This window comes from Pseudomonas sp. SBT1-2, from assembly GCF_028640875.1.
GTDB classification, from domain to species: domain Bacteria; phylum Pseudomonadota; class Gammaproteobacteria; order Pseudomonadales; family Pseudomonadaceae; genus Aquipseudomonas; species Aquipseudomonas chlororaphis_I.
Window position 1 is genome coordinate 23509 of record NZ_JAQZAA010000061.1, and the last position, 23947, is coordinate 47455.

Below are 23947 nucleotides of genomic sequence, written 5' to 3' on the forward strand. Positions count from 1 at the left end.
GCCTAGTCTAACCCCTATTCACAGGGCTTACAGGGCCAGAAGGCGCGATGAATACCGTTTACGTGGATGGTGTTTACATAGGCAAGGCAAAAAACCTCGGACAGGGTTTGATCAGTGATACGGACAAACGTCCGGTTGCAAACCGACTCTGGTTATGGCCGCAGGGCCTGGGCAGCGACGAACACGGCGACCCGCGCTTTCATACCGGCCCGGAGCGGGCGCTGCACCATTATCCCGCCGAGCACTACTGCTACTGGCGCAAGCGTTATCCACAGATCGATTGGTGCGCCCCGGCCTTTGGCGAAAACCTGTCCACCCACGGCCTGAGCGAAGAGCAGGTCTGCCTGGGCGATATGTTTCGCTGGGGCGGCGCGCTGCTGCAGGTCAGCCAGCCACGCTCGCCCTGTTATCGCCTGAGCCACCGCTGGGGCATCCCCGAGCTGCCACAATTGGCGCAAAACAATGGTCGCTGCGGCTGGTTCTACCGGGTGCTCAAACCCGGCTTCGTCAGTGCCGATCAGCCTTTCGAGCTGATCCAGCGCAGTTATCCGGGGCTGACCGTGGCCTGGGCCCTGCGCTGTTTTTATCGAGAACCTCTGGAGCATGCGGGCTTGAAGAAACTGGTGGACTGTCCGGCACTGGCGTCGCGTTGGCGCGACATCGCGATCAAGCGCATGCGCACCGGCCTGGTCGAGGATTGGTCTTCGCGCCTGCTGGGCCTGCCGCTGGAAGGGTTGAGCGCATGAACCTGTTCAGCCTGCGTCGCCCTCAGCCAAGCCTCGATGACCTGACGGCCGAGCCCTACCTGTCGCCGATGAGCGACAACCTTTCCAGTGAGTGCCTGATGCCCAGTGTCCAGCGACCCCATCCAGTATTTGTCCGTGGCCAGGGCTCATGGCTGTGGGACAGCGATGATCGCGCCTATCTCGACTTCGTCCAGGGCAACGCCGCCAACAGCCTTGGCCATAGCCCCTCGGTGCTGGTCAAGGCGTTGACGGCTCAGGCCCAGTCGCTGATCAACCCCGGCTCGGGCTTTTACAACCGTGGCATGCTCAACCTCAGCGAACGCTTGTGCCGCAGTACCGGTAGCGACCAGGCCTATCTGTTAAGCAGTGGCAGCGAAGCCTGCGAGGCGGCGATCAAGCTGGCCCGCAAATGGGGCCAGCTGCATCGCGGTGGCGCCTCTAAGATCATCACCGCCAGCGGTAGCTGTCACGGTCGTAGCTTTGCGGCAATGTCGGCGTCGGCCAGCAGCAACATCGCCAATCGCTTCGAGCCACAGCTGGCGGGTTTCAGCCATGTTCCCTTCAACGACCTGCCGGCGTTGCATGCTGCGGTGGACGCGCAGACCGTGGCGATCATGCTTGAGCCGATCCAGGGCGAGGCCGGGGTGATTCCGGCGACCGAGCATTACCTCAAGGGTGTCGAGCGGCTGTGTCGCGAGCTGGGCATCCTGCTGATCCTGGATGAAGTGCAGACCGGCATCGGCCGCTGCGGCACCTTGCTGGCTGAACAGGTCTATGGCGTGCGCGCCGACATCGTTGCCCTGGGCAAAGGCCTTGGCGGCGGCGTGCCCTTGGCGGCCTTGCTGGCGCGTGGCAAGGCCTGCTGCTTCGAGGTGGGAGAGCTGAATGGCACCCATCACGGCAATGCCCTGATGACCGCGGCGGGCATGGCGGTGCTCGATAGCGTACTGGACAACAGCTTTCTCGAGCATGTGCGGGACAACGGCCAGTATTTGCGCGAAGGGCTGGCCCGCCTGGCTAACCGTTATGCCCAGGGAGAATTGCGCGGGCAGGGCTTGTTCTGGGGGCTGAGCCTGGCCGACGACTCGGCCGAGGCCGTGGTCAAGGCGGCCCGCTACGAAGGTCTGTTGCTGGCCACGACACAGCCGGACTGCCTGCGGTTTACCCCGGCGCTGACGGTGAGCAAGGCGAATATCGACGAAATGCTGCTGCGTCTGGCGCGGGCCTTTTCGCGAGTACGCACAGCGCAGTTGCAATGCCGCAAGGGGCTGGTGGTTTAAAGCCAGCCCTGGGCCCGCCATACCCGATCTTGCCCTGACAGAATTCCTGAACCGTCTCGCGGTATAACGCATCGCCCCGTGTCCGATTTTTCGCACGGGGCGTTTTTTTGTCTCGGGCTTTTGCAAAACCACTAGCAAGTCTTGAAGGCCATCATCCAGAGAGGGTTCCTTAGGCTCATCCGCCAGGACGGTGGGGGCTGCATGGGATGAAAGACCACCGGGCAGCTTGGGTTGAACCTATATACCACTGAGTGGTATGTTTTTGGGAAAGGAAGCCATGACCATCCGGTTGTTCAAAACCAAAGGTTTTGCTGTCGCGGCGAAAAAGGCCTTGATTCATGACAATGAGCTGTTGGCCGCATTCAGCGAGTTATGCCGTGGCCAGGCTGATGACCTCGGTGGTGGGGTCTGGAAAAAACGCCTGAACGCCAACCGCCATCGTTCGATCGTCCTGGCCAGGGGCCGACGCTACTGGGTGTTCCAGTTCCTGTTCGCCAAGCAGGACCAGAGCAATATCAGCCACCAGGAGCTGCAGGCGTTCCGTGCGCTGGCCAAGGCTTACGAAGGGCTGGATGGCTGGCAGATCCAGCAGCTACTCGAGATGAAAGCGTTTGTGGAGATCAGACATGAGCAAGCCATTCAAGACTGAAGCCCTTGGATCGATACACGAGTCGGCCAGTGCCCTGCACGCCATCGGCGCCATCGGCAAAACCACCATGCGCCAGTTCGATGAGGCCTGTATCGCGCCAGTGCCGGCGAGCATTCCCGCGGAGCAGATCAAGCTGCTGCGCGAGCGGAGCAATGTCAGCCAACCGGTCTTTGCCCGTTACCTGAACACCAGCGCGTCCACGGTGAAACAGTGGGAGTCCGGCGAGAAACACCCGAGCGGGATGGCGCTCAAGCTGCTGAGCATCGTGCAGAAACATGGCCTTGAGATACTGGCGTGAGCCGGTACTGAAACACCGGCTGCCTGAGGATAAAACTGGCCCTTGGCCAGAATCGACTGAACCCTGCCAAACGCCATGGGTCGATTAGCTGTGAGGCTCGTACGAGTCGATTTCTATCAGGAGCTGCCCCATGGACTTTATCCGCATCATCATCGCCATTCTGTTGCCGCCATTGGGAGTGTTCCTGCAGGTGGGGTTCGGCGGTGCGTTCTGGCTGAATATCCTGCTGACCCTGTGCGGCTACATCCCGGGCATCGTGCATGCGGTGTACATCATCGCCAAGCGCTGAGCCTGGCGCCTGCTCCTGCACAGGAGCAGGCTTGTCCCCTTGGGCGCCGACTACTGCGGTGTGCCCGTCAACTCCATTACCCGTCGATAAAACAGCCATTCCTGTTCCAGGGCGTGGGCCTGATTGGCGGCCTTGCGAAAGCCATGGCGTTCATCCGGGTAATAGTGCGCTTCGGCCGCAATGCCGTTGTCCTGCAAGGCCTTGAGCATGTCCCGGGTCTGTTGGGGCACCACCACGGCGTCGAGTTCGCCCTGGAAGAAAACCACCGGTACGCGGATATTGCCGGCATGCAACAGCGGGGTGCGGGCCTTGTAGCGTTCGGCATCCTGTTCGGGGTCGCCGATCAGCCAGTCCAGGTAGTCGCCTTCGAACTTGTGGGTGGCTCGCCCCAGGGCGAGCGGGTCGCTGACGCCATACAGGCTGGCGCCGGCACGGAACACATCGGCAAAGGCCAGCGCGCAAAGGGTGGTGTAGCCGCCGGCACTGCCACCGCGGATGAACGCCCGGTCACCATCAATCAGGCCTTGTCGGGCCAGATAGGCGACCACCGCACAAGCGTCCTGCACATCCACCTCGCCCCAGCTCAGGTGCAGGGCTTGCCGGTACTCGCGGCCATAACCGCTGCTGCCGCGGTAGTTCAGGTCGGCCACGGCGAAGCCCCGTTGCGCCCAGTACTGGATGCGCGGGTCGAGTATCGGGTAACAGGCCGAGGTCGGGCCGCCGTGGATGAACACCACCAGCGGCGGCCGGTCGTCATCGCTCATGGCCGGGTAGAAAAAGCCGTGGGCCTCGCCCTGGCCGCTGGGATAGCGCAGGGTTTGCGGACGGCTGATCTGCTCGGGCGGCAGCGGCGCCACGCCGCCTGCCAGGACTGAGACCCGCTGCGACTGACGATCGATGGCGACCACCGCAGACGGGCTGACAGGTGAAGCCGCGACGCAATAGATAAACCGCTCATCCAGCGCCAGGTTACGGAAGCGACTGTAGCCGCCGCTGAAGTCCTGCAGTGAACCCTCGGCCAGGCGCAGCCCCAGGCGGCCGAAGCCGCCTTGCGTCCAGGTACCCAGCCAGCTGTCGCCACCCAGCGGCAGCCAGGTGCAGCCGCCCAATTGCCAGGGGGCCGGGGCGTGATCGGCGGCGGCGCAGGGCAGCGCCTGCAGACCGTTGGGCGTTTCGCCCCAGGGTTGCCAGAACCCGGCGCGGTCGGTCAGGCAATACAGGCGGCCAGCTTCATCGAAGCGTGGTTGTTGCAGCGACTCCTCTGCACCGTCGCCAGTCAGGCACTGTGGGTCATCCCAACGGCCATTGGCCAGGCGCGCGGCGACCATCAGGCGGGTCGAGGTCCAGGGCTGATGCGGTCGGTCCCATTCGATCCAGGCCAGGTGCTGACCGTCCGGGCTCAAGGTGGGAGCGGCATAGAAATCCGCCCCTTCGGCCAGCAGTTGGCGTTTGCCGTTATCGGAGTCGATGGCTACCAGGCGATGCTGGTTGTTGTGTTCTTCCACTGCCAGCACCTGGCCGGCGGCGAACTGCAGGTCGCCATAACGGCACTCGCCGGAGGTCAGGGCTATCGGCGTTTCGCCTTGCAGCGACTGTCGGTAGAGCTGCTGATCCGCTTCGTTGACGAACACCAGCCCGTCATCGCTCAGGCAAAAGGCGCCGCCACCGTATTCGTAGACCCGGCTGCGCACGCTGAAACCTTGCGGCGTCAGGCAGCGGGCCTGGTTGTCGCGCCAGTGCCAGATCCGACAGGCGGCATCTTCGGGGCGGTATTCGTTCCAGAACAGGCCGTTGGCGCCGAGCCGCAGTTCGGCGAAATCGATGCCGGCGGCGACGGCTTGGGCGGCGCTGAAGGATTCAGCCTTTGGCGATGAGGCGCGAGTTTCGTTCATTACGGAAGGCCAGTTGCTCGATGGTCTGGGTGGCGTGCTCGGCTTCTTCGCGGGCCTTGAGGATCACGCCGTGATGGGGCGACTTGCTGCACACCGGGTCGGCATTGCTGGCGTCGCCCGTGAGCATGAAGGCCTGGCAGCGGCAGCCGCCGAAGTCCTTTTCCTTTTCATCGCAGGAGCGGCACGGTTCGGGCATCCAGTCATAGCCGCGGAAGCGGTTGAAGCCAAAGGAGTCGTACCAGATGTGTTGCATGCTGTGGTCGCGCACATTGGGGAACTGCACGGGCATCTGCCGGGCGCCGTGGCAGGGCAGGGCGGTGCCGTCCGGGGTGACCGTGAGGAAGATGCTGCCCCAGCCGTTCATGCAGGCTTTCGGGCGTTCCTCGTAGTAATCCGGGGTGACGAAAATCAGTTTGCACGGATGCCCTTCGGCTTCCAGCCTGGCGCGGTATTCGTTGGTGATGCGTTCGGCACGCACCAGTTGTTCCTTGGTCGGCAACAGGCCGACGCGGTTGAGCTGGGCCCAGCCGTAGAACTGGCAGGTGGCGAGCTCGACGAAGTCGGCTTCCAGGGCGATGCACAGCTCGATGATGCGGTCGATCCGGTCGATGTTGTGCCGATGAGTGACGAAGTTCAGCACCATCGGGTAGCCGTGGGCCTTCACCGCCCGGGCCATTTCCAGCTTCTGGGCGAAGGCTTTTTTCGAGCCGGCCAGCAGGTTGTTCACCTGCTCGTCGCTGGCCTGGAAACTGATCTGGATATGATCGAGCCCGGCCTTCTTGAAGTCGCTGATCTTCTGCTCGGTCAGGCCGATGCCCGAGGTGATCAGGTTGGTATAGAACCCCAGCTTGCGCGCCTCGCCGATCAGTTCGGCGAGGTCCTGGCGCACCAGTGGCTCGCCACCGGAAAAGCCCAACTGCGCGGCGCCCATTTCCCGGGCTTCGCGAAACACCTTGAGCCACTGCTCGGTGCTCAGCTCCTTGCCCTGCTCGGCGAAATCCAGCGGGTTGGAGCAATACGGGCATTGCAGCGGGCAGCGGTACGTCAGTTCGGCCAGCAGCCACAGCGGCAGGCCGACTTCCGGCTTGGGCGGTATCGGCGCTGGCGAATCAGCCAAGTTCGATCCAGTGCTGTGCACGGGCGACCTCCATGAATTGCTCGATGTCGTCACCGAGTTCGGGCACGTCGGGGAACTGGACTTCCAGTGCCTGGATGATCGCCGCGACATCCCGTTCGCCGTCGATCAACCCGCCGATCAGCGCGGCGCTCTCGTTGAGCTTGATCATGCCTTCAGGGTAGAGCAGTACATGGCCCTTCTGCGCCGGTTCGTACTGGAAGCGGTAGCCGGGGCGCCAGGTCGGGGTCTTGCTGCGATCGAAGCTCATAGGGTGATTCCTTTATGCCAGACCCGTTGTGCGGTGACGCTGTGGTACGGCGGGCGATTGAGTTCATAGGCCATGCTCATGGCGTCGAGCATGCTCCAAAGGATGTCCAGTTTGAACTGGAGAATTTCCAGCATGCGCTCCTGGCCGGCGCGGGTGGTGTAGTGCTGCAGGGTGATCGCCAGGCCGTGTTCGACATCGCGCCGCGCCTGGCCCAGGCGCGTGCGGAAGTATTCATAGCCGGCCGGGTCGATCCACGGGTAATGCTGGGGCCAGCTGTCGAGACGCGACTGATGGATCTGCGGTGCGAACAGCTCGGTCAGCGAGCTGCTGGCGGCTTCCTGCCAGCTGGCGCGGCGGGCGAAGTTGACGTAGGCGTCGACGGCGAAACGCACGCCCGGCAGCACCAGTTCTTGCGAGCGCAGTTGGTCCGGATCGAGACCGACCGCTTGCCCCAGGCGCAACCAGGCCTCGATGCCACCGTCTTCGCCGGGGGCGCCGTCGTGGTCCAGCAGGCGCTGAATCCACTCGCGACGAATTTCCCGGTCCGGGCAGTTGGCGAGGATCGCCGCGTCCTTGAGCGGGATGTTCACCTGGTAGTAGAAGCGGTTGGCGACCCAGCCCTGGATCTGCTCGCGGGTCGCCCGGCCTTCGTACATCGCCACATGGTACGGATGGTGGATGTGGTAGTAGGCGCCCTTGGCCCGCAGGGCCTGCTCGAATTCGGCGGGGGACATTGCTGTGTCAGTCATTGCGGTTCTCCGGGGAACAACCGTGGATAGTGTTGCCTGATCGGGCCTCATCGCGGGCAAGCCTCGCTCCTACGGACAGCGCTACCTGTAGGAGCGAGCGGGCGGCGATCCGACTTGCCCGTAATAGCTCCTGTGGTTACAGCTCGATACTCATGCCGTCGTAAGCCACTTCAACGTTACGCCGCGCCAGCTCCGCACGTTCGGCGGAGTCCTCGTCGAGGATCGGGTTGGTGTTGTTGATGTGGATAAGAATCTTGCGCTGCTCCGGCAGTTGCTCCAGCACTTCCAGCATGCCGCCGGGGCCGTTCTGCGCCAGGTGGCCCATTTCCCGCCCGGTCCGGGTGCCGACGCCGCGGCGCTGCATCTCGTCGTCTTCCCACAGGGTGCCGTCCACCAGCAGGCAGTCGCTGCTGTTCATGATTTCCAGCAGCGCTGCGTCGACCTTGCCCAGCCCCGGGGCGTAGAACAGCTTGCCGCCGGTGCGCAGGTCTTCGACGATCAGGCCGATGTTATCGCCCGGGTGCGGGTCGAAGCGATGGGGCGAATAGGGCGGCGCGGCGCTGCGCAATGGCAGCGGGCTGAAGCGCAGGTTCGGGCAGGCCGGGATGGTGAAGCTCTGGTCGAGTTCGATGCGGTTCCAGTTCAGCCCGCCGTTCCAGTGGGTGAGCATGGTGAACAGCGGGAAACCGCTGCTGAGGTCTTCATGGACCATGTCGGTGCACCAGACTTGATGCGGGCAGCCTTCGCGCAGGCTGAGCAGGCCGGTGGTGTGGTCGATCTGGCTGTCCATCAGGATGATCGCGCTGATCCCGGTGTCGCGCAGGGCGCGGCCCGGTTGCATCGGGGCGAAGCTCTGGAGCTGGGCGCGGATGTCCGGCGAAGCGTTGCACAGGACCCAGTTCACGCCGTCATCGGAAATGGCGATGGACGATTGGGTGCGAGCCTTTGCCCGCAGGCTGCCGTCGCGAAAGCCCGCGCAGTTCGCGCAGTTGCAGTTCCACTGCGGAAAACCGCCACCGGCGGCGGAACCTAGAATCTGGACAAACATGGCCGCTCCATCAGGTTAAAGCTGAAAATAAAAACGCCCCGGCGAGCCGAGGCGTTGCACTGCGCAAGCAATCAACGGCTGGCGAAGTACATGGTGACTTCAAAGCCGATACGCAGGTCGGTGTAAGCAGGTTTGGACCAGGACATAGAGGTGCTCCTTCAGGTGGGTGGGACGGTTGAGATCTATACATATAGTCCACCTCCAACCGGAGATGTTCAGATGCTTAGGGGGCTATCTTACTAAATTCCCCCTGGGGAATGACCGTATTTGTTGAAGAAAGCTCGTTGCAGCCAGGGTAACGATCATTTTCCCGCTTGCCAGGGTTCGCCCGGACAGGCACCGCTTGCCAGGCAGCGCCAGCCGCCTTGCGCCTGCTGCAACTGTTCGGCTGCGAGCAACAGCTGTGGCCGGGTCGCCGCCATCATCTCCTGTTGCAATTGCTCCAGGTAATCCGACGGATGGCCGGCCAGTCGCCCCTGCCAGAGCAGCTCGGCCAGTTGCGCCACGGGCAATGCACGGGCATCGAACTGGGCGGCGAGGTTAGCTTTCAGATCGTCCAGTGAGCTGTCATCCAGTGCTTCGATCAACTCGGGCAACCGCGCCAGGAACGTCCGGATATGCTCGATGATTTCGCTCAGCGAAGCGCTGGGCGATTGCACGCCGAACAGCAGCCCGGTCTGGCCGTTGATCTGTCGCACGCCGCTGAACACCGCATAACCCAGTTGCAACTCGACCCGCAGGCGCTGATAGAACGGCATCTGGCCAAGTTGCCCCAGCAGCCGCCAGCGGGCTTCCTGCTGAAGGGTGCTGCCCGGTGCCGGGCAGAACAGCAGCAGGGCCTGCTCGCCGGAGCCGGTTGCGAGCTCATGCCAGTGCTGCTGCGCGGCTATCGAGGGCGGGGCTGAAAGCTGGCTGTCGGCGGTCCCGGGAGCTTTGCCCAATACCGCACCGATCGCACCTTGAGCATGGCCCAGGCCGATGGCAAGGCCGTCCCAGCGGGCGTCCTCCCACAGCGTTTGCCAGCCTTGTTCATCCAGTGGATGCGGCGCCTGGGAGGCGGGTATGTCCAGGCAGCGCTCGGGCAGCTCCTGGAGCAATTGGCGGATCGGCAACAGCGGCGTGGGAGCCGCCGGGGACATTTGCCAGAACGCCGCGCCGGGTTGGCTCAGTTCCAGCAGAGCCTGTTGGAGCATGGCCGGCATCGGCTCGGGAAGCCCTTTCAGCGTCAACAGACACTGGTTGCCCGAGACGCCGAAGGACAACTCGACGCCTGCTTGTAGTCCGTCGTCCCGCAGGTTGTGCAGGTGGCTTTGCAAGCGGCTGCGCAGCTCCTGCGGCAACCGGCTTTGCAGGCGCCAGCGCAAGTACAGGGCGGCTTCGCCGGTATCGTCGGCGATGGCTTGGCTGAAGGTCATCGCCGAGGATTCGCGACGCTGCCGCAAGCGGTCCTGGGCGAAGGTCCGCAAGCCACGGTGGGCGCTGGTTTGCCCGCGAATCAGGCCGGCCCGGGCGGCTGGCGCCGAGCTGCGCAGGAACGGATTGGGTGCAGGCAGTTGCCAGTGGATACCGCTGCTGGCGGCCTGCGGGGTTTGAAGTTGCGACAGCAAGGCCTTGAGGGCCGTGACGCCGAGGTCGGACAGTTGTGGTTCCAGCTGCTCGTTGTTCAGTCTTGCCAGCGCCAGTGCGCTGGCCACCTGGCGCTTGCGTTGTTGCAGCAGGGCGTACTCGTCGCGCAATGCTGGCCAGTCGTCCTGGCTGCTGAAAAAGGCCAGCCAATCGAAGAACAACTCACTCACCTGCTCCGGCTGTTGGGCGCTTTGCTCGGTCAAGTCGAACTGGATATGCAGCAGCGCCTGACTGGCGAAGTGATACAGCGGCGCGGCCTTCAACCCCTCGGCCAGCTTGCGTTCCTTGAGCGTGGCCAGCAGCCCGCCGGGTTTGCCGGAGGCCAGCCAGGTGCAGAGAAAATCCAGCGCTTCGCGGGCGGCCGTGGGCAGTTGCTCGCAGGCGAACAGCAGATTCAGGTGGTTCCCTTCGAGCTGCTGATAATGCTGCTGCGCAGATGTCAGCAAGGGTACTGGGGCGTCTTGCGGCTGCGCCTCAGCGACGGCGAGGGCCGCGCCAAAACGCTCTGCCAGGGCCTTCAGCTCTTCCAGCGACTGTGGGCCAGCCAGGCTCAGGGACATTTGCCCACTGTGGTAGTGAGCCTGATAGAAGGCCTGCAGCGCCTGCTGAAACGCCGGGCGCGGCACGTTGAGGCTGTAGCGATTGCCAGCATGGAACGCCCGCAGCGGGTGTTCCGCCGACAGGCCGTCGAGCAAGGCGAACTGCCGTTGCGCCGCGGCATCCCGTGACCAGGCGATGAACTCCGCATGCAGCACCTCGCGCTCGCGTATCTGGTCTTCCTGGCTCATGCGCGGGTGGGCGAGCATGTCGGCCAGGCGCTCCAGCCCGGCGGCGAAATCCGCGGCGGGCAGTTCGAAGAAGAAGTCGGTGTGGCGTTCGCCGGTGCTGGCGTTCACTTGGCCGCCGTGGCGTTGCACATAGGCCATCAGGCCCTGTTCCGCGGGAAAACGCTCGGTGCCGAGAAACAGCAAGTGTTCAAGAAAGTGCGCCAGCCCGGGCCAGGCCAGCGGTACGTCGTGACTGCCGGCCGAGACCCGCAGGGCCGCCGCGCAGCGCTTCAATCGAGGGACGTGGTGCAGTGAAACCCGCAGGCCGTTGGCCAGGGTTTCCTGATGAGGCAGAGGGTGGTTCAGCGCGGACATGAGCACTTCCAGAACAGTGAAGCGCCCATGCTAGCGGATAACCCCGGATCAGCGCTTGTTCAGGTCGTCGTAAAGCTCCGGGCGCCGGTCATGGAAGTAGCGATTGGCGGCGCGCGAGTCGAGCATCAACTGGCGGTCCAGCGTGCCGGTTATCAGGGCTTCATCCAGCCCGGCGAGGGCAATCCGCTGGCCGTCGGGGGCGGCGATGCTGCTCTGGCCGCAGTAGTGGATCTCGTCTTCGTGGCCGCAGTAGTTGGCGTAGGCCACATAACATTGGTTTTCGAAGGCACGCGAACGCACGGTGACATCGGCGATGAAGTCGTAGGGCAGCATGTTGGCGGTGGGCACCAGAATCAGCTCGGCCCCGGCCAGCGCCAGGCGCCTGGCATTCTCCGGGAACTCGATGTCGTAGCAGATCAGGAAACCGAGCTTCCAGCCATTGAGTTCCACCAGGGGGAAATCGTCCGGGCCGGCGCTGAACATCGAGCGGTCGAGATCGCCGAACAGGTGAGTCTTGCGGTAGTTGCACAGGCGCTGGCCGTTGCTGTCGATCAGTTGCACGGCGTTGTAGATCTGGCCGTCGTCGGCGCGCTCCGGGTAGCCATACAGGATCGCGATGCGCGCCGACTGGGCGACGTTGGCGATGTATTGCGCCGACGGGCCATCCTGGGCCTCGGCCAGGGCGCCCACGGCCTCTACGCCGATGTTGTAGCCGCTGAGGAACATCTCCGGCAGCACCAGCAGGTCGGCGCCGGAAGCTTCCACGGCGATTTTCTGCAGGCGTTGCAGGTTGCCGGCGACATCCAGCGGTTGTGGGGCACATTGATAAAGCGCGACACGCATGGTGATGACTCCTCTGTGCGCTGGACTGTCACTGTAGCCGTTGCCGCGGGCTGTTCAAAAGCCATGAGTGTTGCGCTCGATCGCAGCCCGCGGCGGCTACAGGTTCAGTCGGCCAGGGCGATGGGGCCGATTTCGTGGAACACGTCGCCCGGTCCCGGGTTCTCGGCGTGGGTCTGCCCGCCGAAGTGCTTCATGATGCCCCAGACCGCGTTGAGCGAGGTCTGGACCGCGCCTTCGACCCAGGCCGGAGTCCAGGACACATCGTCGCCAGCGATGAAGATGCCGCGCTGTTCGGCGGGCAAGTCGTCCTGCATGAAGTGCGCGTACATGCGCTGGTTGTAGCGGTAGTGGCCGGGCAGAGCACCCTTGAATGCGCCGAGGAAGTGCGGATCAGCTTCCCAGGACACGGTGATCGGGTCGCCGATGATGCGCCCGGCGATATCGACTTTCGGGTAGATCTTCTTAAGGGCGTCGAGGGCCAGCTTGACCCGTTTTTCCACCGGGTGCGGCAGCATCTTCAGGGCGTCGCTCATCCACGAATAGGACAGGCAGATGACCCCCGGCTTGTCGTCGCCGTTGTCGAACTTGCCGTTATCAAAAAGGTACGTGCCGCGGGTCAGGCGGTCGGTGAGGGTCATGCTCATCAGGTCGCGACCGGTTTCCGGATCCTTGTCCTTCCAGAACGGCCGGTCGACCATGACGAAGGTCTTCGACGACTGCATGTAGCGGGTACGGTCCAGGGCCATCCACATCTTCTGCGAGAACAGCGATTCTTCGCATTCGATCTGGGTGGTCAGCAACCAGCTCTGGCAGGTGGTCAGCACCGCCGCGTATTCGCGGGTATCGCCCCAGTTGTCGGTGACACTGAAGCGGCCATCGGCGGCCCGGGCGATACGTTTCACCCCGGGACGCGGCGCGCCATGGTGCAGCGAACTGAGGCTGGTGCCTTGCGGCCAGTGGGCGCAGCGTTCCGGCACATGGCGCCAGATGCCCAGCGGCACCTGCTCGACGCCGCCGACCACCAGGTGCTGGTGATCGTCGCAGTTGGTCATCACCACGCGGAAGATTTCCAGCATCGAGTTGGGGAAGTCCGAATCCCAGCCGCCGGTGCCGAAGCCGACCTGGCCGAACACTTCGCGGTGATGGAACGACAGCTTGGCGAAGGCTTTCGAGGTGGCGACGAAGTCATAGAAGGTGCGGTCGTCCCACAGCGGTACCAGGGTGTTCCACAGTTCCTTGAGGCGCGGCACGTCGCGCTCGCGAATGGCCTGCTGGATTTCGCTGAAGCGCGAACCGTCTTCCAGGGCATCGGCCCAGGCGTCGGCCACTTCCTGGAACAGCGCCGGCAGGTCGGCGAGCTTCTGTGCGTAGTGAGTCTGGCCTTCGAGGTCGATCACGGTACTGCCGGAAGCCGGCGTCAGCGGGTTGGGAAAGGGTTTGGTCTCCAGACCCAGCTTGTCGACGTAGTGATAGAAGGCCGTAGAGGACACCGGAAAGCGCATGCCGCCCAGCTCGGCGATGATCCCTTCGGCGCCTTCGAATGCCTGGGAGCGCAGCCGGCCACCCATTTTCGACGCTTCGTACACCACCGGCTTGAGGCCCAGTTTCATCAGCTCGTAGGCCGCCACCAGCCCGGCGATACCGGCCCCGACAATCGCCACTTCGGCGCCATGGTTGACCTCGGGAATGCTGCCCAGGCCGGCCGGGTGTTCGATCCAGTCGTCGAAGGCGAACGGGAAGTCCGGGCCGAAAATGGTGATGGGTTTCTTACCGTCTGCAGGATGGCGATTGTTCTTGTTCATGGCTGACCTTGCTGGCGACTCGAGCAGAGCGCTGAGTATAGGAAAAGATGGCAGCCATTCTAGGGAGCGTTGCGTACGTTAATAAGACGCAAAGTGTCGTCGTTTTGAATGATGAGCAATCAATATGACGATTTATTTTTGCAGATTGACGAGCTGCGCATGTCGCAGCGAGGACAGACCCTTCAGACGGGGTGCCCACGGTCGATCTTGCTGCTGAGGATGATCGAGGTGGTGGTCTTTTCCACGCCGTCGACGCTGCCGATCTGGTCGAGCAACTGGTCGAGCTGTTCCGGCGAGTCGGTGCGCAGCCAGGCGACATAGTCGAATTCCCCACTTACCGCGCAGAGCTGCTGGACCTGGGCCATGGCGCTCAGGCGCCGCAGTACTTCCTTGCCGGAGCGCGGCTGGACCTTGATCCCCACGTAAGCCTGCAAGCCGCCATCAATGACCCGCTGACCCAGGCGCACGCCATAACCGGTAATCACCCGCGCCTTTTCCAGCCGCGCCAGGCGCGAGGTCACAGTGGTACGGGCGATCCCCAGCTGCCTGGCGAGCATGGCCACGCTTTCGCGGGCATTGATCTGCAGGGCCGCGATCAGTTGGCGGTCGATTTCGTCGAGGACGGGAGGGCGGCTGTCAGACAAGGTGAACTCCGGCGCGGGCAACGGTGGCCGAGCATGTTACAGGCTCGCTGGGGGCGATGCTCGTGGCATGGCGTATTGGCTGCGGGCTGTGCTGTGACGGCTAGGCTCAATGGCGCGCCTGAGATTTTTTGCCACGAATTGCCTGCGACAAGTTGTCATAAGTAACTGGTTAGTACATTCTCTCGCCACGTAAAGAATGGGAGAAATTTCCGACATGAATAATTCTGGGGCTGCCACCGGCAGCAAATGGCTACTGGGGGCGCTGGGTGTGCTGATCGCATTGATCGGCCTGGGACTGGCCGGCGGGGGCGGGTACCTGGTCAATCTGGGCGGCAGCTGGTTCTTCCTGCTGATGGGCCTGGCGATGATCGTTTCCGGGCTGCTGATCGCCCGGCGTAACCCACGTGGTGCCTGGCTGTACGGGGTGGCGTTGGTCCTGACCGCGATCTGGGCGGTCTGGGATGCCGGGCTGGAATATTGGCCGCTGGTTTCGCGGGTGCTGACCTTCGCCGTTATCGGCCTGGTGGTGGCGCTGATCTATCCAACCCTGGTGCGGGCTTCGGGCGCGACTGCCGGCCGTGGCGCTTATGGCCTGGCGGGTGTGCTGGGCATTGGCGTCGTGGCGACCCTGGCCTACATGTTCGTGCCGACCCATGTGGTCAAGGCCAGCAGCGAGCCGGCGATCAAGCCTGTGGCTCCAGGTACCGAGCAGAAGGACTGGGCCCATTGGGGCAACACCACCGCCGGCAATCGTTTTGCCGCGCTGGACCAGATCAACAAGGGCAACATCGACCAGTTGCAGGTGGCCTGGACTTTCCGCACCGGCGATATTCCGCAAAGCACCGGCGCGGGCGCCGAGGACCAGAACACACCGCTGCAGATCGGTGACACGGTCTATACCTGCACCGCCTACGGCAAGGTGTTCGCCCTGGACGCCGACACTGGCGCCGAACGCTGGAAGTTCGATCCGCAAGGTTCGGCGCCTAACTGGCAGCGTTGCCGCGGCCTGGGTTACTTCGATGCCTCCGCCGAGCCTGCTGCCGAGGCAGCGGTCGCTCCAGCCGCCTGCACCAAGCGTTTGTTCCTGCCGACTGGCGATGCGCGTCTGATCGCGATCAACGCAGAAACCGGCAAGCCGTGCGAAGACTTCGGCGACAAAGGCACGGTCGACCTGAAAACCGACATGGGCGAAGTGAAGCCTGGCTACTACCAGCAGACCTCGACTCCGCTGGTGGCCGGCAACGTAGTCATCGTCGGTGGCCGGGTAGCGGACAACTATTCCATCGGCGAGCCACCGGGCGTGGTCCGCGCCTTCGACGTGCGCAGCGGCGAACTGGTGTGGGCCTGGGATCCGGGCAATCCGAATACCACCAAGCGTCCACCGGCGGGCGAGACCTACACCCGCGGTACACCGAACGTCTGGTCGGCCATGTCCTATGACGCCAAGCTCGGTCTGGTCTATCTGCCGACCGGTAACGCCACGCCAGACTTCTTCGCTGGCCAGCGCACGGAATTCGACGACAAGTGGAGTTCGTCGATCGTCGCCCTGGACGTGAAGAGCGGTCAGGTGCGCTGGCACTTCCAGACCACCCACCACGACCTGTGGGACTTCGACCTGCCGGCGCAGCCGCTGCTGTACGACGTGCCGGACGACAAGGGCGGGGTACAGCCGGCGCTGGCGCAGGTCACCAAGCAGGGTGAGATCTTCCTGCTCAACCGCGAAACCGGCGTGCCTATCGCCCGGGTGGAAGAACGTCCGGTGCCGCAGGGCAATATGCCGGGCGAACGCTATTCGCCGACCCAGCCGTTCTCGGTGGAGATGCCGTCGATCGGCAACCAGACCCTCACCGAATCGGACATGTGGGGTGCCACGCCGTTCGACCAGTTGATGTGCCGTATCCAGTTCAAGGGCATGCGTCATGAAGGCGTCTACACCCCGCCGGGCATGGATCACGCCTTGCAGTTCCCGGGCTCCCTGGGTGGCATGAACTGGGGCAGCGTGTCGGTGGACCCGAACAGCAACTATATGTTCGTCAACGACATGCGCCTGGGCCTGGCCAACTACATGATCCCGCGCGCGAAGATCGCGGCCGGGGCCAGCGGCATCGAAATGGGCGTAGTGCCCCAGGACGGCACGCCGTTCGGGGCGATGCGTCAGCGTTTCCTCTCGCCTGCCGGTATTCCGTGCCAGAAGCCGCCGTTCGGCACCATGTCGGCCATCGACCTGAAAACCAAGAAGCTGGTGTGGCAGGTGCCGGTCGGTACCGTGCAGGACACCGGTCCCCTGGGCATTCGCATGCACATGCCAATCCCGATCGGCATGCCGACCCTGGGCGCATCCCTGGCGACCCAGTCCGGCCTGCTGTTCTTCGCGGGCACCCAGGACTTCTACCTGCGTGCCTTCGATACCGGCAACGGTAACGAAATCTGGAAAGCCCGCCTGCCGGTGGGTAGCCAGTCGGGGCCCATGACCTACGTTTCGCCGAAGACCGGCCGGCAGTACATCCTGCTGACCGCGGGTGGAGCGCGTCAGTCGCCGGACCGTGGGGACTACGTGATCGCTTATGCATTGCCCGAATAACGGCTGATCTTGGCTTACAAAAAAACCGCGCCTAGCGCGGTTTTTTTTGTGGGCGGATATAGCCCGTCTGTTCACCTGCAACAACTCAGCGGTTAATCAGTTTGCCGAGTTCGTCGAGGCTGATGTTGGGAATGATCGACGTGGGAATACGCGACGTGGGGGACAGGTTGTACACCGAGAAGTCCTTGCCCATGATCTTGTCCGACATCAGCTTCAAGGACGGCAGGATCCGCGATTGCAGGTGCTGGTCCAGGCCGCAGGGCGACTTGAAGGTGTCTGGCGTTTCATAAAAACGCCCCTGGGCAGGACTCAGGTCGACGCCCACCAGGATCGCCGTATCGAAGCCGGCATGATAGGCGAGTTGCAGCGCCAGATAGGCCACAGTACGGGCGTCGAAGAAACCCAGCTCGAGATTCTTGCTGAAGCCGATGGTCCGGCTCCTGTTGCCCGAGAGGAGGGGAGGGCGAACCAGGTCGCGGTTGCTCCTGAGCAACCGCTCCTTCCAGGTTTGTCGTGGCGCCTTCTTCAGCAGAAACAGCTCGCCATGAGGCTGGGTCTGAATCGTCCGGGCATGTTCTTCCCAGAGCGCCACGCGCTGACTGATAGCCATCGCCTGGGCGAAGAGTTCGGGTTGCTGGAGGGAAAAGCTGGTGTCGGTGCAGGCATAAAAAAAAGGCCGTATGCCGGTCCCGCGGAACATCGAGATGGCCCCGTTCATGGTGATCATCGGGATGTTCGCAAAGGCTTCGATGGGGAAGTCCTTTGCCGAACTACCGGATGCAATGATGAAAACAGGGCCTTGCTGAATATTCCGGCAACGTGCGAACCCCGTTACCGGGCCAGGCGAAGGCGCCGTAGATACTACTTCCATGTGCTGTGTCCGAATCATCAGGCCACTCTGATTATTAGGGGGTGGCTTAGGTGGTGCATCACGCCGGGGAAAGGACAGGCTCTCCCCCATTGATAGAAATGCAGTCTAGGGTCAAACGGAGGTCATGCGCGACTTCCGCGCGGTTATGACCGTGGCGGTTTTTAATAGTTGTGCGCTAGGGCCGATTTCTTGGAAGAAATGATCGGCTGCTTTGCCGGCCTGGCGGCCTGATCGAGGGATTTGCAGCGCTTTAGATACGCAAAAGCCGCGCAATGCGCGGCTTTCAAGGGATGGTGGGCCCACACGGACTCGAACCGTGGACCAAAGGATTATGAGTCCTCTGCTCTAACCGACTGAGCTATAGGCCCTCAGTAGGCCGCGGATTATAGCGACGGTTTCTCGGCTGTGCTATCCGAAAAATCCGAAACGGGAAGGCGCAGAAAGGTCGCGGCGAATTCGTCGGCGCTCAGCGGCAGGCTGATGATGTAGCCCTGGATCTGTTCGCAGCCTTCGTTCCCGAGAAATACCTGCTGGTCATGGGTTTCCACGCCTTCGGCGATCACGGTGAATTGCATGCTGCGGCCCAGGGCGATGATGGCCCGCACGATCGCCACATCGTGCGGGTCATCGGGCAGGCCGCGGACGAAAGATTGATCGATCTTGAGGAAATCCAGCGGCAGGCGCTTGAGGTAGCTCAGGGACGAGTAGCCGGTACCGAAGTCGTCGATGGCCAGCTGAACGCCCAGGCGCTTGAGCTGGTGCAGCACCTCCAGGGCCTCCTCGGCCTGGCTCATGATGAAGTTTTCGGTGATTTCCAGCTGCAGGAAGCCGGGTTTGAGGCGGTTGTCTTTCAGCAGTTGTTCAATCCGCCCCAGCAGGTTCGGCTGGCGCAGCTGGGCGCCGGCGAGGTTGACCGAGAGCGGGCCGAAGCTCTCATAGTTCTCATTCCACTTGCGCAACTGCTGGCAGGCGTGTTCCAGCACCCAGTCACCGATCTGCAGGATCATGCCGTTCTCTTCGGCCAGGGGGATGAAGTGCTCGGGCGGGACATCGCCGAAGGTCGGGTGATGCCAGCGAATCAGCGCCTCGGCACCCACCAGCGCCTGGTCGCCCAGCCTGATCTTGGGCTGGTAGTAGAGGTACAGCTCGTTACGCTCGATGGCTCGCCGCAGTTCATGTTCCAGGGCCACGCGTTCGCTGGCCTGGGCGGTCAGGTCGCGGGTATAGCTTTCGACCCGGTTGCGCCCCTTGGCCTTGGAGCGGTACATGGCGGCGTCGGCATTCTTGACCAGCGTGGCCACGTCGCAGCCGTCCTTGGGGTAGAGGCTGGTACCGATGCTGGCGCTGATGAAGAACTCATGCTCACCCGCCTGGAACGGGGCAGTGAAGCAGTTCAGCAGCTTGTTGGCGATGTGGTCGGCATCGCTGGGCTGCTGCAGCCCGGGCAGCAGGATGATGAACTCGTCCCCGCCCAGGCGGGCCACGGTGTCGATGTCCCGCAGCTGTTCTTTCAGGCGCACGGCAATGCCCCTGAGCAGCAGGTCGCCGACCGGGTGGCCGAGGCTGTCATTGATGTGCTTGAAGCGATCCAGATCGAGAAACAGCACGGCGCCCTGGCCGCCGTTCTCCTGCTGGCTGTTGAGTGCGGTCAGCAGGCGGCTTTCGAACAGGGTGCGGTTCGGCAGGCCGGTCAGCGGATCGTGGTGTGCCTGGTAGTCGAGCTTGGCCTGGGCGTGCTTGAGGCTGGAGATATCGGCGAATACCGCGACGAAGTGGGTGATAAAGCGGTCTTTGTTACGCACCGCGCTGATGGTCAGCCAACTGGGGTACAGCTCGCCGTTTTTGCGTCGATTGCAGATTTCCCCCTGCCAATGACCTTCGGCGGTCAGTTGGTGCCACATGGCTGCATAGAAGGCGCTGTCATGCAGGCCGGAAGCCAGCAGGCGCGGGGTGTGGCCCAGGGCTTCGGTTTCGCTGTAGCCGGTGATTTCGGTGAACGCCCGGTTGACCGCGCTGATGTGCTGCTGGGTATCGGTGATCAATACGCCTTCGGCGGTGCTCTCGAACACGGTGGCGGCCTGTTGCAGCTTCTCCTGCATCAGGTGGCGCTCGGTAATGTCGCGGGCGATGGTCAGCATGCAATCCTCGTCGCCGATCGGCAGTGGTCGGCTGGAGAGCTCACAGAGGCGGATCTGGCCGTCATTGCGGCGAATGTGGCAGCTGAAGTCGCGCACGAAGCCATCCCGCTGCAGCAGGTCGAGCATCTGCCGGCGTTCGTTGAGGTTGACCCAGATGCCCAGCTCCAGCGTGGAACGGTCGACGGACATGGCGCTATTGAAGCCGGTGATACGGCTGAAACCTTCGTTGACCTCTATCAGCAAACCGTCGCGCTGACGGCTTAGCAGCAGGCCGTCGGGCGAGGCGTGAAATGCCTTGGCGAACTTCTCTTCGGAGGTTTGCAACTGCTGCTGGGTTTCCTTCAACTGAGTGATGTCGCGGACCACCACGACCAGGGCGGGCGTGGTGTCGAGGTCGAAGGGTTCGGCGGAGATCAGTCCGGTGAACAGCTGGCCATTGCTGCGCCGAAAGGGCATCTCCAGGTTACGGATACTGCCGGCCTGCAAGCGCTGCAGCAGCCCGGGGCCGACGCCCTGGATACCCCAGATGTTCAGCTCGGTAGCCGTTTGGCCGATGACTTGCTCGGCACTCAGGCCGATCTGTTCCTCGAACGCCTCGTTGACCTCCAGCAGGCAGCCATCCGACAGGCGGGCAATGACCAGGATGTCCGGGCATTGCTGGAAAACCGAAGCGAATTTCTGTTCCGAGAGTTGCAGGGCCTCTTCGGTGCGTTTGGTTTCGCTGATGTCGATCATCAGGCCGCGCATGATCGGTTCATGTCCGTGCTCGATCAGGCTGACGATGTCGCGTACCCACAGGCAGCGGCCATCGGCAGTGATTACCCGGTAATCCAGGCTGTGATCGCGCCCGGCCAGGACTTCGTGGTCGCAGAAGTGCTGGGCGCGCGTCAGGTCGGCGGGGTGGATGATGTTTCTCCAGAACCCGGGAATCAGCCAGTGCGAAAGGGGGTAGCCCAACAGTTGCTCGGCATGGGGCGACACGTAGCTGTAGGTGAAGTCGCTGATGCGCGCTTCCCAGGCGATCGCCGAAAGGCTTTCGACCAGGCCGCGGTAATGGTATTCGCTGCTGCGCAGTTCCTGTTCCAGGGCCACGCGGCGGGCGATCTCGGAGCTCAGCCGGCGGTTGATGCGGATCACCGCCGCCAGCACGGCAAACAGCAGGAGCAGCCCTGGCAGGCCATAGAACAGCAGGTCCGACCAGAACGAACGATGGTCGAGTACATTGCCCACCCAGCGCTGCTGGATCTCGTTGACCTCCGCCGGGCTTATGTCGGCCAGCACCTTGTCGAGAATGCTTACCAGTATCTTGCTGTCGCGGGGGACGCCCATGGCCAGCTGATAGCGGTAGGGCGTCTCGCCGCTGACGTAGAGCCCATCCAGTTTCAGTTGCCGCAGGCTCCAGACACTGGAAGCCAGGTCGCCGACCACGGCATCGACCTGATTGAGGGCCAGCGCCTGCAAGGCCGAGCTCACATTGGGCAGGGCGACCAGATTCAGGTCTGGATGGTGGGTGCGCAGCAGTTCGTGGGGGGCGTAATTCTCCACGACGGCGATCTTCAGGCCGTACAGGTCCGGGAGCTTGCGAGGTTGCGCGCCGCCTTTATGGGCCAGGATCACAATGGGGAAATCGAGGTACGGGCGGGTGAACGCCAGGTAGTTTTGCCGTTCCGGGGTCGACATGATGCCTGGCAGCAGGTCCAGATTGCCCTTTTTCGCGGTTTCGAGCACTTCGCTCCAGCTGGCGGGTTCTATCGGCTTGAGCGTGATCGCCAGGCGATCCTGGATCAGGTGGATATAGTCCGCCGCAAGGCCCTGGTAGCGCCCTTCCTCATCGCGATATTCGAAGGGCGGCCATGATGCATCGACGCCCAGGCGCAACTCCGGATGAGCGGAAAGCCAGCCTCGTTCTTCATCGGTGAGCGTCAGTGCGCCAGCCGTTGCGGTCCAGGCGAGCAGCGACAGCATCAGCACGGTCGGCAGTCTGGGCATAACGGTCTCGTTATGGCACGGGGGAATGTTTCGAGTGTAGACGGGCAATTCGGAGGGAGTGAGGCGCGGGGAGTTTTAAACTGCACAAAACAAAACCCCCAGCAGGGCTGGGGGTCTTGGTATTACTCGTCGAGGAAGGAGCGCAGGTGCTCGCTTCGCGTCGGGTGGCGCAGCTTGCGCAGCGCCTTGGCTTCGATCTGACGAATCCGCTCACGGGTAACGTCGAACTGCTTACCGACTTCCTCGAGGGTGTGGTCGGTATTCATGTCGATGCCGAAGCGCATGCGCAGTACCTTGGCTTCACGGGCAGTGAGGCCGGAGAGTACTTCGCGAGTCGCTTCTTTAAGACTCTCGACGGTGGCGACATCGATTGGCGACTGCATGGTCGAGTCTTCGATGAAGTCACCCAGATGGGAGTCTTCGTCATCACCGATCGGGGTTTCCATGGAGATCGGCTCTTTAGCGATCTTCAATACCTTGCGGATCTTGTCCTCAGGCATTTCCATGCGTTCGCCCAGCTCTTCCGGAGTCGGTTCGCGACCCATTTCCTGCAACATCTGCCGGGAAATACGGTTGAGCTTGTTGATCGTCTCGATCATGTGCACCGGAATACGGATGGTGCGGGCCTGGTCGGCGATCGAGCGAGTGATCGCCTGACGGATCCACCAGGTGGCATAAGTCGAGAATTTGTAGCCGCGACGGTATTCGAACTTGTCTACCGCTTTCATCAAACCGATGTTGCCTTCCTGGATCAGGTCGAGGAATTGCAAGCCACGGTTGGTGTACTTCTTGGCGATGGAGATCACCAGACGCAGGTTGGCTTCGACCATCTCTTTCTTCGCGCGACGGGCCTTGGCCTCGCCGATCGACATGCGACGGTTGATGTCCTTGATCTCGGCGATCGTCAGGCCGGTCTCGGTCTCGAGCGCGGTCAGCTTCTGCTGGCAACGGATGATGTCCGGCTGCAGGCGGCCGATGGCTTCGGCGTACTTGGCCTTGCCTTTGGCCAGCGCGTCGGACCAGCTTTCGTCCACTTCATTGCCAGGGAACTGGCGCAGGAAGTCGGCGCGTGGCATGCGGGCATCACGAACACAGAGCTGCATGATCGCGCGCTCTTGCTGACGCAGGCGATCCAGGGCGCTACGAACACGTTCAACCAGGCCTTCGAATTGCTTCGGAACCAGTTTGATCGGCATGAACAGTTCAGCCAGGGCCAGCATTTCAGCCAGGGCTTGCTTGTGTTCGCGACCGTGCTTCTTCAGCGCCTTGCGGGTGATTTCCATCTGGTCGGCAACGGCGCCAAAGCGCTGGGCTGCGATGACCGGATCCGGACCGCTTTCGGCTTCTTCTTCGTCGTCACTGGCTTCGGCGTCATCGTCGTCGGTGTCGTCGTCCGCTTTTGCGGCCTTGGCATCGACAGGCGGTGGTACTTCGGCGGCAGGCGGCGCGATGCCGTCGTCCGGGTCGATGTAACCGCTCAGGACGTCGGACAGGCGGCCACCTTCGGTGGTGACGCGAGTGTATTCGGAGAGGATGTGCTCAACCGTGCCAGGGAAGTGCGCGATCGCGCCCATCACTTCACGGATGCCCTCTTCGATACGCTTGGCGATTTCGATTTCGCCTTCACGTGTGAGCAGCTCTACCGTTCCCATTTCGCGCATGTACATACGCACGGGGTCGGTAGTGCGACCAATGTCGGTTTCCACAGCCGCCAACGCTGCGGCGGCTTCTTCAGCTGCTGCTTCGTCGGTATCGGCTTCGGCCAACAAAAGGGCATCCGCATCCGGAGCACTCTCGAATACGTTGATCCCCATGTCGTTGATCATGCGGATGATGTCTTCCACCTGTTCCGGATCTGAAATATCCTCCGGCAGGTGGTCGTTGACCTCCGCGTAAGTCAGGTAACCCTGCTCACGACCACGGCTGATCAACTCTTTGAGGCGAGACTGCTGTTGCGCTTTTCCGGACATAACAC

At 62.7% G+C, this 23947-nt stretch carries 19 protein-coding genes and 1 tRNA gene; 6 read left to right on the forward strand and 14 right to left on the reverse strand.

What is annotated here, in order from left to right; all coding sequences use genetic code 11:
• Window positions 1-47 precede the first annotated feature (47 nt).
• The 5 genes from PVZ78_RS08155 to PVZ78_RS08175 all read left to right on the forward strand — a co-directional run bounded on the left by PVZ78_RS08155 (window position 48) and on the right by PVZ78_RS08175 (window position 3262).
• Window positions 48-746 carry an MOSC domain-containing protein gene (locus PVZ78_RS08155; protein ID WP_041984805.1) on the forward strand — a complete coding sequence of 233 codons (699 nt, stop codon included), beginning with the start codon at window positions 48-50 and terminating at the stop codon, window positions 744-746.
• Window positions 743-2026 carry an aspartate aminotransferase family protein gene (locus PVZ78_RS08160; RefSeq protein WP_009051186.1) on the forward strand — a complete coding sequence of 428 codons (1284 nt, stop codon included), beginning with the start codon at window positions 743-745 and terminating at the stop codon, window positions 2024-2026. Before PVZ78_RS08155 ends, PVZ78_RS08160 begins: the two co-directional genes overlap by 4 nt.
• 277 nt (window positions 2027-2303) lie before the next feature.
• Window positions 2304-2675 carry a type II toxin-antitoxin system RelE/ParE family toxin gene (locus tag PVZ78_RS08165; RefSeq protein WP_009051185.1) on the forward strand — a complete coding sequence of 124 codons (372 nt, stop codon included), beginning with the start codon at window positions 2304-2306 and terminating at the stop codon, window positions 2673-2675.
• A complete protein-coding gene (locus tag PVZ78_RS08170) occupies window positions 2653-2973 on the forward strand; it encodes a helix-turn-helix domain-containing protein (RefSeq protein ID WP_009051184.1) in 321 nt (106 codons plus the stop codon). Before PVZ78_RS08165 ends, PVZ78_RS08170 begins: the two co-directional genes overlap by 23 nt.
• 130 nt (window positions 2974-3103) lie before the next feature.
• Window positions 3104-3262, forward strand: a complete 159-nt coding sequence (locus PVZ78_RS08175; RefSeq protein ID WP_003228885.1) for a YqaE/Pmp3 family membrane protein — start codon at window positions 3104-3106, stop codon at window positions 3260-3262.
• 50 nt (window positions 3263-3312) lie between these two features.
• On the opposite strand, the gene PVZ78_RS08180 is transcribed toward PVZ78_RS08175, so the two are convergent.
• The 10 genes from PVZ78_RS08180 to PVZ78_RS08225 all read right to left on the reverse strand — a co-directional run bounded on the left by PVZ78_RS08180 (window position 3313) and on the right by PVZ78_RS08225 (window position 14393).
• On the reverse strand, window positions 3313-5154 hold the full coding sequence (locus PVZ78_RS08180) for a S9 family peptidase (RefSeq protein ID WP_009051183.1): 1842 nt from the start codon (window positions 5152-5154) through the stop codon (window positions 3313-3315).
• Window positions 5120-6292, reverse strand: a complete 1173-nt coding sequence (gene pqqE, locus PVZ78_RS08185; RefSeq protein ID WP_009051182.1) for a pyrroloquinoline quinone biosynthesis protein PqqE — start codon at window positions 6290-6292, stop codon at window positions 5120-5122. The genes PVZ78_RS08180 and pqqE overlap by 35 nt, the downstream gene beginning before the upstream one ends.
• Window positions 6264-6539, reverse strand: a complete 276-nt coding sequence (gene pqqD, locus PVZ78_RS08190; protein WP_028684206.1) for a pyrroloquinoline quinone biosynthesis peptide chaperone PqqD — start codon at window positions 6537-6539, stop codon at window positions 6264-6266. The genes pqqE and pqqD overlap by 29 nt, the downstream gene beginning before the upstream one ends.
• The gene (gene pqqC, locus PVZ78_RS08195; RefSeq protein ID WP_016704071.1) at window positions 6536-7288 is read right to left on the reverse strand and encodes a pyrroloquinoline-quinone synthase PqqC; all 753 of its coding nucleotides are present in this window, start codon (window positions 7286-7288) and stop codon (window positions 6536-6538) included. Before pqqC ends, pqqD begins: the two co-directional genes overlap by 4 nt.
• A 136-nt stretch (window positions 7289-7424) precedes the next feature.
• Complete coding sequence (gene pqqB, locus PVZ78_RS08200; RefSeq protein WP_009051179.1) at window positions 7425-8336, reverse strand: pyrroloquinoline quinone biosynthesis protein PqqB; 912 nt, start codon at window positions 8334-8336, stop codon at window positions 7425-7427.
• A gap of 71 nt (window positions 8337-8407) precedes the next feature.
• On the reverse strand, window positions 8408-8482 hold the full coding sequence (pqqA, locus tag PVZ78_RS08205) for a pyrroloquinoline quinone precursor peptide PqqA (protein ID WP_009045898.1): 75 nt from the start codon (window positions 8480-8482) through the stop codon (window positions 8408-8410).
• A gap of 156 nt (window positions 8483-8638) precedes the next feature.
• Window positions 8639-11104, reverse strand: coding sequence for a pyrroloquinoline quinone biosynthesis protein PqqF (pqqF, locus tag PVZ78_RS08210; protein ID WP_273828549.1), 2466 nt, complete (start codon window positions 11102-11104; stop codon window positions 8639-8641).
• 48 nt (window positions 11105-11152) lie between these two features.
• On the reverse strand, window positions 11153-11947 hold the full coding sequence (locus PVZ78_RS08215; protein ID WP_009051177.1) for a carbon-nitrogen hydrolase family protein: 795 nt from the start codon (window positions 11945-11947) through the stop codon (window positions 11153-11155).
• Between the two features lie 104 nt (window positions 11948-12051).
• Window positions 12052-13749, reverse strand: a complete 1698-nt coding sequence (locus tag PVZ78_RS08220) for a flavin monoamine oxidase family protein (RefSeq protein WP_009051176.1) — start codon at window positions 13747-13749, stop codon at window positions 12052-12054.
• A 182-nt stretch (window positions 13750-13931) separates the two neighbouring features.
• A complete protein-coding gene (locus tag PVZ78_RS08225) occupies window positions 13932-14393 on the reverse strand; it encodes an Lrp/AsnC family transcriptional regulator (RefSeq protein WP_009051175.1) in 462 nt (153 codons plus the stop codon).
• A 214-nt stretch (window positions 14394-14607) separates the two neighbouring features.
• Here PVZ78_RS08225 and PVZ78_RS08230 point away from each other — a divergent pair, with 214 nt between their 5' ends.
• Window positions 14608-16974: a glucose/quinate/shikimate family membrane-bound PQQ-dependent dehydrogenase gene (locus PVZ78_RS08230; protein WP_053270079.1), complete on the forward strand. Its 2367-nt coding sequence runs from the start codon at window positions 14608-14610 to the stop codon at window positions 16972-16974.
• An 85-nt stretch (window positions 16975-17059) separates the two neighbouring features.
• Here PVZ78_RS08230 and PVZ78_RS08235 read toward each other — a convergent pair whose 3' ends face one another.
• The 4 genes from PVZ78_RS08235 to rpoD form a co-directional block, all read right to left on the reverse strand.
• Window positions 17060-17845: a lipopolysaccharide biosynthesis protein gene (locus PVZ78_RS08235; protein WP_273828550.1), complete on the reverse strand. Its 786-nt coding sequence runs from the start codon at window positions 17843-17845 to the stop codon at window positions 17060-17062.
• Window positions 17846-18136: 291 nt separating this feature from the next.
• Window positions 18137-18213 (reverse strand) — tRNA-Ile (locus PVZ78_RS08240).
• 15 nt (window positions 18214-18228) lie between these two features.
• Window positions 18229-21972 carry a bifunctional diguanylate cyclase/phosphodiesterase gene (locus tag PVZ78_RS08245; RefSeq protein WP_016704065.1) on the reverse strand — a complete coding sequence of 1248 codons (3744 nt, stop codon included), beginning with the start codon at window positions 21970-21972 and terminating at the stop codon, window positions 18229-18231.
• Between the two features lie 122 nt (window positions 21973-22094).
• Entirely contained in the window at window positions 22095-23942 is a 1848-nt protein-coding gene (gene rpoD, locus PVZ78_RS08250) for an RNA polymerase sigma factor RpoD (RefSeq protein ID WP_007926106.1), read from the reverse strand.
• Window positions 23943-23947 lie beyond the last annotated feature (5 nt).

Coding starts and splice junctions, on each gene's coding strand:
- PVZ78_RS08220 (WP_009051176.1), bottom strand. CDS start 13,749: ATGAACAAGAACAATCGCCATCCTGCAGACGGTAAGAAACCCATCACC.
- pqqB (WP_009051179.1), bottom strand. CDS start 8,336: ATGTTTGTCCAGATTCTAGGTTCCGCCGCCGGTGGCGGTTTTCCGCAG.
- pqqD (WP_028684206.1), bottom strand. CDS start 6,539: ATGAGCTTCGATCGCAGCAAGACCCCGACCTGGCGCCCCGGCTACCGC.
- PVZ78_RS08245 (WP_016704065.1), bottom strand. CDS start 21,972: ATGCCCAGACTGCCGACCGTGCTGATGCTGTCGCTGCTCGCCTGGACC.
- PVZ78_RS08160 (WP_009051186.1), top strand. CDS start 743: ATGAACCTGTTCAGCCTGCGTCGCCCTCAGCCAAGCCTCGATGACCTG.
- PVZ78_RS08175 (WP_003228885.1), top strand. CDS start 3,104: ATGGACTTTATCCGCATCATCATCGCCATTCTGTTGCCGCCATTGGGA.
- PVZ78_RS08155 (WP_041984805.1), top strand. CDS start 48: ATGAATACCGTTTACGTGGATGGTGTTTACATAGGCAAGGCAAAAAAC.
- PVZ78_RS08165 (WP_009051185.1), top strand. CDS start 2,304: ATGACCATCCGGTTGTTCAAAACCAAAGGTTTTGCTGTCGCGGCGAAA.
- PVZ78_RS08215 (WP_009051177.1), bottom strand. CDS start 11,947: ATGCGTGTCGCGCTTTATCAATGTGCCCCACAACCGCTGGATGTCGCC.
- PVZ78_RS08180 (WP_009051183.1), bottom strand. CDS start 5,154: ATGAACGAAACTCGCGCCTCATCGCCAAAGGCTGAATCCTTCAGCGCC.
- PVZ78_RS08230 (WP_053270079.1), top strand. CDS start 14,608: ATGAATAATTCTGGGGCTGCCACCGGCAGCAAATGGCTACTGGGGGCG.
- PVZ78_RS08170 (WP_009051184.1), top strand. CDS start 2,653: ATGAGCAAGCCATTCAAGACTGAAGCCCTTGGATCGATACACGAGTCG.
- pqqF (WP_273828549.1), bottom strand. CDS start 11,104: ATGTCCGCGCTGAACCACCCTCTGCCTCATCAGGAAACCCTGGCCAAC.
- rpoD (WP_007926106.1), bottom strand. CDS start 23,942: ATGTCCGGAAAAGCGCAACAGCAGTCTCGCCTCAAAGAGTTGATCAGC.
- PVZ78_RS08235 (WP_273828550.1), bottom strand. CDS start 17,845: ATGGAAGTAGTATCTACGGCGCCTTCGCCTGGCCCGGTAACGGGGTTC.
- pqqC (WP_016704071.1), bottom strand. CDS start 7,288: ATGACTGACACAGCAATGTCCCCCGCCGAATTCGAGCAGGCCCTGCGG.